This is a genomic window from Azospirillum ramasamyi, assembly GCF_003233655.1.
GTDB lineage: Bacteria > Pseudomonadota > Alphaproteobacteria > Azospirillales > Azospirillaceae > Azospirillum > Azospirillum ramasamyi.
The window spans coordinates 2,058,323-2,070,786 of the sequence record NZ_CP029829.1; the positions used below are offsets into that span (position 1 = coordinate 2,058,323).

Annotated in this window: 13 protein-coding genes; 6 read left to right on the plus strand and 7 right to left on the minus strand. The window is 68.1% G+C overall.

Annotation, left to right across the window (positions count from 1 at the left end):
• Window positions 1–25: 25 nt before the first annotated feature.
• Window positions 26–1,162 carry a homogentisate 1,2-dioxygenase gene (locus DM194_RS09595; RefSeq protein ID WP_111067111.1) on the minus strand — a complete coding sequence of 379 codons (1,137 nt, stop codon included), beginning with the start codon at window positions 1,160–1,162 and terminating at the stop codon, window positions 26–28.
• Between the two features lie 171 nt (window positions 1,163–1,333).
• Between DM194_RS09595 and DM194_RS09600 the strand changes: the two genes are divergently transcribed.
• On the plus strand, window positions 1,334–1,882 hold the full coding sequence (locus DM194_RS09600) for a MarR family winged helix-turn-helix transcriptional regulator (protein WP_111067112.1): 549 nt from the start codon (window positions 1,334–1,336) through the stop codon (window positions 1,880–1,882).
• 28 nt (window positions 1,883–1,910) lie between these two features.
• Here DM194_RS09600 and DM194_RS09605 read toward each other — a convergent pair whose 3' ends face one another.
• Window positions 1,911–2,549 carry an acyltransferase gene (locus tag DM194_RS09605; RefSeq protein WP_111067113.1) on the minus strand — a complete coding sequence of 213 codons (639 nt, stop codon included), beginning with the start codon at window positions 2,547–2,549 and terminating at the stop codon, window positions 1,911–1,913.
• A 264-nt stretch (window positions 2,550–2,813) separates the two neighbouring features.
• On the opposite strand from DM194_RS09605, the gene DM194_RS09610 reads away from it, so the two are divergent.
• The 3 genes from DM194_RS09610 to DM194_RS09620 all read left to right on the plus strand — a co-directional run bounded on the left by DM194_RS09610 (window position 2,814) and on the right by DM194_RS09620 (window position 6,205).
• Entirely contained in the window at window positions 2,814–4,481 is a 1,668-nt protein-coding gene (locus tag DM194_RS09610; RefSeq protein WP_111067114.1) for an FAD-dependent oxidoreductase, read from the plus strand.
• Between the two features lie 26 nt (window positions 4,482–4,507).
• The gene (locus DM194_RS09615) at window positions 4,508–4,705 is read left to right on the plus strand and encodes a DUF2783 domain-containing protein (protein ID WP_111067115.1); all 198 of its coding nucleotides are present in this window, start codon (window positions 4,508–4,510) and stop codon (window positions 4,703–4,705) included.
• Window positions 4,706–4,822: 117 nt separating this feature from the next.
• On the plus strand, window positions 4,823–6,205 hold the full coding sequence (locus DM194_RS09620) for a CocE/NonD family hydrolase (protein ID WP_111067116.1): 1,383 nt from the start codon (window positions 4,823–4,825) through the stop codon (window positions 6,203–6,205).
• Between the two features lie 77 nt (window positions 6,206–6,282).
• Here DM194_RS09620 and infC read toward each other — a convergent pair whose 3' ends face one another.
• Both infC and thrS read right to left on the minus strand, forming a co-directional pair.
• A complete protein-coding gene (gene infC / locus DM194_RS09625; protein ID WP_111067886.1) occupies window positions 6,283–6,810 on the minus strand; it encodes a translation initiation factor IF-3 in 528 nt (175 codons plus the stop codon).
• An 84-nt stretch (window positions 6,811–6,894) separates the two neighbouring features.
• A complete protein-coding gene (gene thrS / locus DM194_RS09630; RefSeq protein WP_111067117.1) occupies window positions 6,895–8,859 on the minus strand; it encodes a threonine--tRNA ligase in 1,965 nt (654 codons plus the stop codon).
• A 203-nt stretch (window positions 8,860–9,062) separates the two neighbouring features.
• On the opposite strand from thrS, the gene DM194_RS09635 reads away from it, so the two are divergent.
• Window positions 9,063–9,308, plus strand: coding sequence for an AbrB/MazE/SpoVT family DNA-binding domain-containing protein (locus tag DM194_RS09635; RefSeq protein WP_111067118.1), 246 nt, complete (start codon window positions 9,063–9,065; stop codon window positions 9,306–9,308).
• Window positions 9,305–9,652, plus strand: coding sequence for a type II toxin-antitoxin system PemK/MazF family toxin (locus tag DM194_RS09640; protein ID WP_111067119.1), 348 nt, complete (start codon window positions 9,305–9,307; stop codon window positions 9,650–9,652). The genes DM194_RS09635 and DM194_RS09640 overlap by 4 nt, the downstream gene beginning before the upstream one ends.
• Before the next feature lie 10 nt (window positions 9,653–9,662).
• Here DM194_RS09640 and DM194_RS09645 read toward each other — a convergent pair whose 3' ends face one another.
• Genes DM194_RS09645 through DM194_RS09655 form a run of 3 tightly spaced genes read right to left on the minus strand, consistent with a single transcriptional unit; the run spans window position 9,663 to window position 12,361 of the window.
• Window positions 9,663–10,880: an EAL domain-containing protein gene (locus DM194_RS09645; RefSeq protein ID WP_111067120.1), complete on the minus strand. Its 1,218-nt coding sequence runs from the start codon at window positions 10,878–10,880 to the stop codon at window positions 9,663–9,665.
• Window positions 10,881–10,916: 36 nt separating this feature from the next.
• A complete protein-coding gene (locus DM194_RS09650) occupies window positions 10,917–11,990 on the minus strand; it encodes a quinone-dependent dihydroorotate dehydrogenase (RefSeq protein ID WP_111067121.1) in 1,074 nt (357 codons plus the stop codon).
• Window positions 11,987–12,361 carry a DUF952 domain-containing protein gene (locus DM194_RS09655; RefSeq protein WP_111067122.1) on the minus strand — a complete coding sequence of 125 codons (375 nt, stop codon included), beginning with the start codon at window positions 12,359–12,361 and terminating at the stop codon, window positions 11,987–11,989. Before DM194_RS09655 ends, DM194_RS09650 begins: the two co-directional genes overlap by 4 nt.
• Window positions 12,362–12,464 lie beyond the last annotated feature (103 nt).

A 12,464-nucleotide genomic window follows, 5' to 3' on the forward strand; every position in this document is an offset into this window, starting at 1 on the left:
CAGCCTGCGGCGGCCTTATGGCCGCTCATTTCGCTTTCCAGCTGTCGGCGTAGCCGCCCCATTCGACGCCCTCCATCGCCGGGTAGACGTCCAGCGGGTCGCGGGTGTCGATCATCACCGCCACCTCGTCGGTCTCCTTGCGCTCGAATTTCTGCGCCACCTCGTAGGCCTTCGGATGCGGCCCGTGCGGGAAGCCCGAGGGGTGATAAGTCACCATGCCGGGGTGGATGTTGTCGCGCGAGAAGAACTGGCCGCGGTGATAGAACAGCACCTCGTCGTAATCCTCGTTGGAGTGGTAATAGGGCAGCTTCAGCGCCTCCGGATCCGACTCGATGGGCCGCGGCACGAAGGTGCAGACGACGAAGCCGTTGGCGATCCAGGTGCTGTGCGCCGAGGGCGGCAGGTGGTAGCGGTGGCTCATCAGCGGCCGGATATCGCGCCAGTTCAGCCGCACCGGCGCCAGATCGCCGTGCCAGCCCACCGCGTCCAGCGGGTTGAACGGATAGGTCATGGCGCAGATCCGATTGCGCTTCTTCACCCGGACCAGCGTTTCGCGCTCGTGCTTCTGCGCCTGGAAGGCATCGTCCAGGGCCGGGACGTCCAGCACCGCCGGGTCGAAGATGGCGTGGGTGCCGACCAGCCCCTTGTGCGGCAGCTTGTAGGCGTCGCCCGTGGCCTCCACCATCAGCACCATCACCGCCTCGTCCGTCTCCAGCCGCCAGCTGGTGTTGCGCGGCAGCACGACATAGTCGCCCTCGCGCACCTCCAGATGGCCGTAGTCGCAGAACAGGTGGCCGCCGCCCTGGTGGAAGAACAGCAGGTCGTCGCCGTCGGCGTTGCGGACGAGATGGTCCATCCTGCCCTTGAAGCGCCACAGCCGGACCTGGGTCGCCCCGTTGCCCATCAGGGCCGGCGCCTCCAGCGGGCAGCCCGGGATTTGGCCGGGCATCTGCTCCAGATGGTTCAGGTCGAAGGCGCGCGGGCGAAGCGGTCCGTCGAAGCTGGTCCAGCCGGTCGGCGGGTGGGCATGGTGCATCTGGGTTGCCGGGCCGAAGAAGCCCTCCCGCCCCATCTCGCGCTCGTAGGTGCCGGCGGGAAGCCGGACATGGGCCTGACGCGACGCGGTTCCCTCGACCCTTGGAAACGAAATCCAGTTCTTCATGGCGCTTCCCCCCTCGCTATCATTGGGATGCCGCCGGCCGCTTCCGTATCGCGCGTCGGCAAGCTCGTTCCGTTGCCGCCATTTTAGTTTCGTTTGAAACTGTTGCAAGAGCCAAATTTCGGCGCAGGATGGGGGCACCCGCGCTCCCCCTTTACAGACGATGCGACGCCGATGCCGCCTGCCCGCCGTTCCCGCACCGCCTCCACCCCCCCGCCGGCGTCCGGCCGGATGGACCTGCCGGCTCTGCATCTGACGCGCTTCCTGCCCTATCGGCTGTCGGTGCTGTCCAACACGGTCAGCCACACGCTGGCCAAGCTCTACGACAAGCGGTTCGGCATCACGATCCCGGAATGGCGGATCATCGCCGTGCTGGGCGGCGGCGAGACGATGAGCGCCGGCGAGATCGCCCAGCGCACGGCGATGGACAAGGTCCAGGTGAGCCGCGCCATCGGCCGGATGCTCGACTCAGGGCTCATCCTGCGCGAATCGGGCGACACCGACCGGCGCAAGGCCCTGCTCACCCTCACGCCCAAGGCGCTGGCGATCTATGCGGAGATCGTGCCGCTGGCCCTGACCTATGAGGCCGAAGTCAGCGACGCCCTGTCGATCGACGAGCGGGCGCAGCTCGACACGCTGCTGACCAAGCTGCAGGCCCGCGCCGACCAGCTGGCCGTCCGCCCGGCGCCGGTCGGGGCGCAGGCGGATAGGGCGGAACAATAAGGCGGACAGGCGTGGGGGAAGAGGCCGGTCAGCTTCCCTTCACCTTGTGCAGCGGCTGGCTGGTGCCGGCATCGACGCGGCCGCGGCCCGGCTCCTCCGCCTCCAGCGGCGCGCAGGCGACCATGGTGGCGAGCGAGCGGCGGGCCAGACGCTGATACTCGTCGGTTCCTTCCGACTTCCAGGCGATCTCGTCGGGGCGCAGCTCGCGCATCACCTTGGCCGGCAGGCCGGCGGCCAGCGTGCGCGGCGGCACGACGAAGCCGGCCTTGACGAAGGCCATGGCGGCGACGATGGATTCCTCGCCGATCTCCGCCCCGTCCATCACCACCACATTCATCCCGACCAGCGCGTTGCGGCGGACGATGCAGCCGTGCAGCACGGCGCCATGGCCGACATGCCCGTCCTCCTCGACGATGGCGTCATGGCCGGGGAAGGCATGGAGGGTGCAGTTGTCCTGCACGTTGCTGCCCCGCTGCAGCACGATCCGGCCGAAATCGCCGCGCAGGCTGGCGCAGGGGCCGACATAGCAGCCGGGGCCGACCACCACGTCACCGATCAGCACGGCGGAGGGATGGACGAAGGCGGTCGGATCGATGACGGGAATCACCCCGTCGATGGCATAGACGGTGGGGCGCGGCAGTGTGGGCGTGATGGCGGGAGCGGTCATGATCGGCGTTCCTCGGTGTCTCTATCCGGTCTTTTGCCGCAAGGCTACACCGCCGCACCCTGTACGCGATACCGATTTTCCGTCATAGTAGCTTTCTGCTGTATCGCTTCGACAACGCCCGCGTTGAAGGCTTGATTGGTATCATTTGAAACTGTATCGTTGGCAACCATAACGGTTCGCCATAACGGCTCGTTAGAAGCCGGCGCGCCAACGCGCCAATCCATGCTTTTCGGCGATCATGGTTTCCGGGGGAGGAAACGCCCAATGCACGCGACCTTCAGCTATCCGAAATACAGCTTCGTCCCATCGGAGGAACAGCGCACCGGCAGCGTCCGGCGCCATCCGGTGGTGGTCATCGGCGCCGGCCCGGTCGGGTTGACCGCGGCGCTCGACTTCGCGCGCAAGGGCGTGCCGGTGGTGGTGCTCGACGCGGAGGACACCGTCAGCGTCGGCAGCCGCGCCGTCTGCTATGCCAAGCGCGCGCTGGAGGTGTGGGACCGGCTGGGCGTCGGCCAGCGCATGATCGACAAGGGCGTGGTGTGGAAGATCGGCAAGGTCTTCAACGGCGACCGCATGGTCTACCAGTTCGACCTGCTGCCGGAGCCGGACCACAAGATCCCGGCCTTCATCAACCTCCAGCAATATTACCTGGAGGATTTCCTGGTCACGCAGGCGCGCAAGAGCGGGCTGATCGACCTGCGCTGGCTCTCCCGCGTCATCTCCGCCAGGCAGGAGGCCGACCATGTCGTGCTTCAGGTCGAGACGCCCGACGGCGTCCATGCGGTGGAGGCCGATTGGGTGATCGCCTGCGACGGCGCCAAGTCGTCGGTGCGCAAGATGCTGGGGCTCGACTTCCAGGGCGAGGTGTTCAAGGACCGCTTCCTGATCGCCGACGTGGTGATGAAGGCCGATTTCCCGGCCGAGCGCTGGTTCTGGTTCGACCCGCCCTTCCACCGCAAGCAGTCGGCCCTGCTGCACATGCAGCCCGACAATGTCTGGCGCCTGGATTTCCAGCTGGGCTGGGACGCCGACCCGGAGGAGGAGAAGAAGCCGGAGCGCGTCATTCCCCGCGTCCAGGCGATGCTGGGCGCCGACACCCCGTTCGAACTGGAATGGGTGTCGGTCTACACCTTCCAATGCCGTAGGCTGGAACGGTTCCGCCATGGCCGCATCCTGTTCGCCGGCGATTCGGCGCATCAGGTCTCGCCCTTCGGTGCGCGCGGCGCCAACAGCGGCGTGCCCGACGCCGACAATCTGGTGTGGAAGCTGGCGCTGGTGCTGGAGGGCAAGGCGCCGGAGTCGCTGCTGGACAGCTACAGCGACGAACGGGTGGCGGCGGCCAAGGAGAACATCCTGAACTCCACCCGCTCCACCGACTTCATCACGCCCAAGAGCGAGATGAGCCGCGTCTTCCGCGACGCCGTGCTGGAACTGGCGGTCGACCAGCCCTTCGCCCGCTCGCTGGTCAATTCCGGCCGGCTGTCCACCCCGACCACCTACACCGACAGCCCGCTGAACACGCCGGACGCCGACGCCTTCGCCGGCCGGATGGTGCCGGGGGCGCCGGCCACCGACGCGCCGGTGGAGCGCGACGGCCAGCCCGGCTGGCTGATGGAGGCGCTGGACGGCCGCTTCATCGTGCTCTACGCCGCCGCCGGCGACGATATGGGCGGGCCGGTCCCGGCCCAGGTGGCGGAGGCCCTGGACGGTCTCGCCGCCGGGCCGCTGCCGCTCGCCTGGCATGCGGTGACCGACCGCCGCCGGGGCATCGCCGGGGAACTGGTGGACTGCGCCGGCCGCCTGCGCGAACGCTACGACCTGACGCCCGGCTGCGTCTATCTGATCCGCCCCGACCAGCACATCGCCGCCCGCTGGCGCCGCTTCGACGCCGCGGCCCTGTCCGCCGCGCTGGACCGCGCCACCGGCCGCTGACCCCCCGATTTCCCGGAGTTCCATCCATGGCCGAACTGATGACCGAGCAGCGATTCGCCAGCCCGGACGACGTCTATCAACTGTTGATCGACAGCCACCGCGACCTGACCCCCGACCAGAGCACCCGCCTGAACGCCAAGCTGATCCTGCTGCTGGCCAACCACATCGGCGACGCGGAGGTGCTGGCCGAGGCGCTGCGGGTGGCGCGGCAGGGGGTGGAGTAGCGGATCGGGGTGGTGGGGGCCGGTCGCCCGCCGACGCTCCCCACCTCTCCACTGACGCCAAGCCCAAGATGGCGTACAAAGGCGCGGTTCCCTTCCCTTGCGGAGACTGCGCCAGCCATGACCCTGCGCCGCCTGATCGCCCTGCTGTTCCTGCTGTCGTGGTGCGGACCGGCGCTGGCCGAAGGGCTGGCGCAGACGCCGCTGTCGATCCCCGCGCGCTTCCCCGACGGCTCCTCCGCAACGTTGGAGGCGATGCTGCTGCGGCCGGACGGTCCCGGTCCCTACCCCATCGCGATCATCAGCCACGGCACCCCGCGCGACCCGGCGGAGCGGGCGCAGATGACGCCGTTGCGCTATCTGCCGGAAGCCCGTGAGTTCGCCCGGCGCGGCTGGGCGACGGTGGCGGTGATGCGGCGCGGCTATGGCGGTTCGGACGGCCCCTACAGCGAGACGACCGGCGCCTGCAACAACCCCGACTACCTGCGCTCGGCCCGGCAGAGCGCCGAGGACCTGCGCCAGGCCGTCCGCTATGTGGCGGCCCAGCCCTATGCCGATCCCAATCGGGTCATCGCGGTGGGTGTATCGGCCGGCGGGCTCGCCAGCATCGCGCTCAGCGCCGATCCCCCGCCCGGCCTGCAGGCGGCGATCAGCTTCGCCGGCGGGCGCGGGTCCATCGCCGACCGCGAGGTCTGCCGGGAGGAGCGGCTGGTCGCCGCCTTCGGCACGCTGGGCCGCAGCTCCCGCGTTCCGACCCTGTGGATCTATGCGGAGAACGACCTGTTCTTCGGCCCCGACCTCGCCCGCCGCCTGTGGGAGGCGTTCACCCATGAAGGCGGCCGGGGCGAGTTCATCGCCGCGCCGCCGCACGGAAAGGACGGGCATTCCTTCTTCAGCGCCGCCATCCCGCAATGGACGCCGATGGTCGACGGGTTCCTGGCGCAGAACGGGCTGGTCCCGCGCAAGACGCCGATGGCACTGTCGCTGCCGGCGCTCCCGCCGCCGCCCGAGCTGTCCGCCGCCAACCGCGCCAAGTTTCCCGCCTATGTCGCGGCCGGCGGCAACAAGGCCTTCGCCGTGTCGTCCGACGGCGCCTTCGGCTGGAAATCCGGCCTGCGCAGCCTGGACGAGGCGCAGAAGGGCGCATTGGAAAATTGCGCGGCCCACACCCGGAAGGGCTGCCGCATCGCCTATCTCAACGACAGCCCGGCCGGCGGTGCCGCCGCCGATAGCGAAGCCGCCGTCCCGGCGGACCCGCCGCGCGGCACCCAAGTCAGGCTGGAGCCGCCGCCCGAACTGTCCGGCGCCAACCGGCCGAAATTCAGCGCCTATCTCGAAGCCGCCGGCCGCAAGGCCTTCGCGGTGTCGCGGGACGGCGCCTTCGGCTGGAAATCCGGCATGTCCAGCGAGGACGCCGCCCGCCGCGGCGCCCTGGACAATTGCGCCAAATACACCCGCCACACCTGCTATGTCGTGATCGTCGACGACCGGCCGCTGCGCTGACGGGAAACGGCGGGCAAATCCACAACGGAAAAGGCCCGTCCGGCATCCCGGACGGGCCTTTTCCGTAACATCACGCTTCAGCGCGGAGCCAGCACCATGACCATCTGGCGGCCTTCGAGCTTCGGCATCTGCTCGACCTTCGCCAGTTCGTCCAGCTCGTCGCGGACGCGGACCAGCACATTCATACCCAGATCCTGGTGCGCCATTTCACGGCCGCGGAAGCGCATGGTCACCTTGACCTTGTCGCCTTCCTCGAGGAAACGGCGCGCCGAACGCATCTTCACGCCATAGTCGTTGTCATCGATGTTCGGCCGGAGCTTGATCTCCTTGACCTCGATGATCTTCTGCTTCTTGCGGGCCTCGTTCGCCTTCTTCTGCGCCTCGTACTTGAACTTGCCATAGTCGAGGATTTTACAGACAGGCGGTTCCGCCTGGGGAGCGACCTCGACCAGATCGAGGCCGGCATCCTCGGCGGCCAGCAAAGCATCGCGCAACGACACCACCCCGATCATCTCGCCGTCTGCACCGACGAGACGAACGGAACGAGCCGAGATCTCCCGGTTAACCCGCGGGCCATCGCGGGTCGGGGCGGCTTCGGACGGGATCCTGGCTATGGACGCTTCTCCATGGTCTGAAACCACGCGGAAGCTGGCCGTCCAGAGGAGCAGCCGGCGGCGTCGCGCGGTCGGTTAAAATGGCGAATCGGTCACGGCATCGCCGGCAGGCGATTTCGCTTCCTCAACCAGTTTAGCAACCGCGGCGTCAAGGGCAAGAATTTCCTGATCCTTGCCGCCCAGCACGCGGAGCGCGACCGTCCGCTCTTCCGCCTCGCGCTTTCCGACAACCATCATCAGCGGAACCTTCTTCAGGCTGTGCTCGCGGACCTTCAGGTTGATCTTCTCGTTGCGGGTGTCGAGCTCGACGCGCAGGCCCTTGCGCTTCAACAGCTTGGCCACTTCCTCGGCATAGCCGTCGGCCTCGCTGGTGATGGTGGCGACGGTGACCTGCACCGGCGCCAGCCACAGCGGGAACTTGCCGGCGTAATGCTCGATCAGCATGCCGATGAAGCGCTCCATCGAGCCCAGGATCGCCCGGTGCAGCATGATCGGCCGATGGCGCGCGCCATCCTCGCCGATATAGCTGGCATCGAGCCGCTCCGGCAGGTTCGGATCGTACTGCAGCGTGCCGCACTGCCAGGTCCGGCCGATGGCGTCGGTCAGGTGGAATTCCACCTTGGGGCCGTAGAAGGCGCCCTCGCCCGGCAGTTCCTCGTACTCCAGCCCGGCGTCGCGAAGCGCCTGGCCCAGCGCCCCTTCGGCCCGGTCCCACAGGTCGTCTGTGCCGGTGCGGACATCCGGACGCAGGGCCAGCTTCACCGAGATCTTGTCGAAGCCCAGATCCTTGTAGACGCCGAGCTGCAGCTTGAAATACTCGGCCGCCTCGCTCTGCACCTGATCCTCGGTGCAGAAGATGTGCGCGTCGTCCTGGGTGAAGGCGCGCACGCGCATGATGCCGTGCAGCGCGCCCGACGGTTCGTTGCGGTGGCAGGCCCCGAACTCCGCCATGCGGATCGGCAGGTCGCGGTACGAGCGCAGGCCGTGGCGGAAGATCTGGACATGGCCGGGGCAGTTCATCGGCTTGATGCCCAGCAGCTTCTCGCCGCCGTCGGCCTCCACCTTGAACATGTTGTCGCCATACATGTCCCAGTGGCCCGACGCCTTGAACAGCGAGCTGTCGATCAGCTGCGGCGTCTTGACCTCGACATAGCCGGCGGCCTTCAGCTTGGTGCGGATGTAGGTTTCCAGCGTCTGGTAGAGCGTCCAGCCCTTCGGATGCCAGAAGACCGAGCCGACCGCCTCTTCCTGGACGTGGAACAGGTCCAGCTCCTTGCCCAGCTTGCGGTGGTCGCGCTTCTCCGCCTCCTCGATCTGATGCAGGTAGGCCTTCAACTCCTTCTCGTCGCGCCAGGCGGTGCCGTAGATGCGCTGGAGCATGGGATTGCGGCTGTCGCCGCGCCAATAGGCGCCGGCAACCTTCATCAGCTTGAAGCCCTGCCCGACCTTGCCCGTCGTCATGGCGTGGGGTCCGCGGCACAGATCCAGCCAGTCGCCCTGGCGGTAGATCGACACCGGCTCGCCCTGCGGGATCGCCGCGATCAGCTCGGCCTTGTAGTGCTCGCCCAGCTTCTTGAAATAGGCGACCGCCTCGTCGCGGTCCCAGACCTCGCGGACGATCGGGATGTCGGCCGCGACGATCTCGCGCATCTTCGCCTCGATCTTCTCCAGATCGTCGGGCGTGAACGGCTCGTCGCGCGCGAAGTCATAGTAGAAGCCGGTGGCGATCGACGGGCCGATCGTGACCTGCGTGCCGGGATACAGCTTCTGCACCGCGTCGGCCAGCACATGGGCGGCGTCGTGGCGGATGACCTCGAGGGCGTCGGCGTGGTTGCGCGTGACGATCTCGATCTTGGCGTTGGTAGTGACGGTGGTGGTGAGGTCCTTCACCGTGCCGTCGACCTTGACGGCAAGCGCATCTTTGGCAAGGCGCGAACCGATGGACTGGGCAATCTCGAGCCCCGTCACCGGCCGGTCGAACTCCCGCACGCTGCCGTCGGGCAGCGTGATGGCGATGTTGGACGTCACCGAAGTCACCATTTCACTAGTGTTGCATGTCACCCGCATCGGGTGCCCGGACAGGACCGGGAAGGCGAAATTTCCATCGCCGCGTGGGGGAATGTCAAGCGCGGCGGCGGAAATCAAGAACTCCGGGCAACCCACGGCTTTATTTTTGCCACGCTCACCGTATATCCTGTGGATATCCGATAGACGGCCATCGCAGCGGCAAGGAGGCCACGCGCATGCAGGTCCAACTCGCCCGGTGGGGCAACAGCCTGGGCATCCGCATCCCCAAGGACATTGCCAATCAAGTGGGGCTGCGCGACGGCGCAAGGGTGGACATTCACGCAGAAGGCGATCGGATCATCATTACCACGGAGCGCCCCCGCTACAGCCTGGACGAACTTATGAAAGGCGTCACGCCTGAGGCGATGCGGGAGGCGTTCGACTGGGGTCCCGATGTCGGTCGCGAGATCGTCGAAGAATGACCGGAGACGAATGGGAGCCGGATGCCGGCGATCTCATCTGGACCGACTTCGATCCCCGAACGGGGCGTGAACAGGGCGGACGCAGACCGGCACTGATCGTGTCACCGCGTGCATTCTGGCAAGCGACGCGCTTTGCAATCGTATGCCCCATCACCACGCGCGTCCGCCCATTTCCCAGCAGTGCCGTGCTGCCGCCAGGCCCGCCGATTTCCGGCGAAATCCTCACCAGCCATGTTCGCAGCATCGATACCATGGCCCGGCCACTGCTGTTCTCCGGCGCACGCGCCCCATCGGCCATTCTGGCGGAAGTGCGTGGAAAGCTTGCGGCACTGATCGGACTTTAAGGGTTTCACCTCACTCCGGCTTCCGGCTCAGCCGCGGTTCGCCGAACAGATAGCCCTGGCCGAAGTCGAAGCCGGTGTCGAGCACCTCGACCAGCTGGCTCTCGGTCTCGATCTTCTCGACGATCAGGTCGATGCCGTCGGCGGCGCAGCGGCGGCGCAGCTCGCGGATGCGCTCGGCGTTGGCGGGGTCGAGCACCAGGGCGCGGTCCAGCTTGATGCAGCGGACTTCATGGCGCAGCAGCCGGTCCAGGTCGATGTCGAGATCCGTCACCTGATCCATCGAGAAGCGGAAGCCCAGCCGGGCCAGCTGCGACAGGATGCCCATCGTCACCGCCCCGCCGGCGCTCAGGGCGTGCTGGCTCAACTCGAAGACCAGCTTCGGCACCAGGGCGTGGTTCTGCGCCATCATGTTCAGGAACTGGCGCATGAACTCCGCATCGGCCAGCGTCGCGGCGGAGATGTTGGCGAAGAAGCCGATGGCGTGCTGGCGCCGCTCCGTCTCGCGGATCAGTTGGACGCAGCGGACCAGCTGCAGATTGTCGATGGTGGCGATCAGCCCCTCGCGCTCGGCGATGTCGAGATAGCGGTCGGGCATGATCTGCTGCCCATCGGCGGCGCGCACGCGCGAGAACACCTCGTAGAAGCGGTGCTTGCGCTGGGGAAGGCTGACGATGGGCTGGAGATAGACGTCGATGCGGTCGGCCTTCAGCGCGTCGCGCACCGCCTCCAGCACCGCGGCGTCGTCCATCGCAGCCGGCGGCGATGCGGCAGCGGAGAGCGGCGCCGGCTGCGGAGCCGGGAACGGCACCGCGGCCGGACGCCGGCCGCCGCCGGGATCGCTGCTGGGCGCCGGCGGGCGCGGGGCGCGCCGCTCGGTCAGGCGGGCGACCAGCGACTGCAGCAGCTTCACCTCCTGCATCACGGCATCGTAGCGGACGGTGCTTTCCGGCGCGGCGGCGCCATGATCCGATGCAAGGCGCTGCTCGAGCAGGCGGGCCAGTTCCTCCACCCGGTCGTTCAGGCGGGCGATGCGGCGGGCGGCCCTGCGCTCGCGCTCCAGCCGGGTCACCACGTCATGGACCAGCGCCCCGGCCAGCACCACCAGCGCCCCGGCCATCCACGCCACCAGCGGATCGGCTTCCGGGCGGAGCGCCCATAGGGCGGCTCCGGCCGAAATCCCGGCGATCAGGTAAGCCAGCGCATAGACGAGGTGCGTCAGCAGGGTCATCGCGGGAACCACGGTGGTGGAAGCGGCAACGCGGGATCAGCGGTGATCCACCCCCACCGCCTCGGCGACCGAGCGGAAGCCGTCGCGGCGCAGCAGATCCGCCAACTCGCGGCGGATGCGGTGGACCACGGCCGGCCCGGCATAGACCATTGCCGAATAGAGCTGCACCAGCGAGGCGCCGGCCCGGATCTTGGCATAGGCGTCCTCGCCCGTGGCCACGCCGCCGACGCCGATGATCGGCAGCTTGCCGCCGGTCAGCGCGTAGATCTCGCGCAGGACGGAGGTGGAGGCCTCGAACAGCGGCGCGCCGGACAGGCCGCCGGACTCGCTGCGCATCGCCGCCGGGATGCCGTCGGGCCGGGCGATGGTGGTGTTGGAGATGATCAGCCCGTCGATGCCGGATTCCAGCGCCACCGCCGCGATGTCGCTCTTGTCCTCCACCGTCAGATCGGGGGCGATCTTCAGCAGCAGCGGCGGATTGCGGGTCAGGCCGCAGGCGGCCCGCGCCTCCAGCGCCCGGTCCAGCAGGGCGCGCAGGGGGTCGCGGCCCTGCAGGGCGCGCAGGCCCGGCGTGTTGGGGGAGGAGACGTTGACGACCAGATAATCGACCAGCGAGGCCAGCCGGCGCACGCTGATGACGTAATCGTCGGCGGCGTCGGCGGTGTCCTTGTTCTTGCCCAGATTGGCGCCGACGATGCCGGGCACGCGCCTGGCCGAGTCGCGGCGGCGCTCCAGACGCTGGGCGAAGACCTCCAGCCCCTCGTTGTTGAAGCCCATGCGGTTGATGATCGCGCGCTGCTCCACCAGCCGGAACAGGCGGGGGCGCGGGTTGCCGGGCTGGGGACGCGGAGTGACGCTGCCGGGCTCGACGAAGCCGAAGCCGAGATTGAGCGTGGCGTCGATCACTTCGGCATTCTTGTCGAAGCCGGCGGCCAGCCCGACCGGGTTGGCGAAGTCCAGACCCCAGACGCGGGTGTGCAGCGCGGGGTCGTCCTTGCCGCGGGCCGGCGGAACCAGTCCGGTCTTCAGCGCCTTGACGGTCAGGCCATGCGCGGTCTCGGGGTCGAAGCGGAACAGCAGCGGGCCGGCAAGCGGATAGAGGTCGATCACGGAACGAGGTCCTGGAGGGTGAAGGGAAAGCCGGCCGGGAAGACATGGCGCCCATCAGGCCCCAGCGGCAGCGGGTCGACCCGCAGCAGGGCATCCGCCGGCAGCGGCCCGTAGAGATGCGGGAACAGCTGTCCGCCGCGCGAGGGTTCCCAGCGCAGGGCGGCGCCCAGCCGGTCGGCGTCCACCGTCAGCAGCAGCAGGCCGTCCTGGCCGGCGCGATGCTTGGCGGCGCTCTCCACCACCTGGCCGGCGGTGGAGAAATGGATGAAGCCGTCCTGGACATCCTGCGACGAACCCGGGTAGCTGCCGGCCGGGCGGGCGGCGTCCCACTCGTCCGCGCGGCACATGTGGTGGATGATTCGGTCGGTCATGATAATCGGACACTATCCCAAGGCGCGGCCACCGGCCAGACACATCAAAGCCGCAGTTCGGAAGCCGCGGTCAGAAAGACGGAGTTACCCGCAGTCCGGGGTG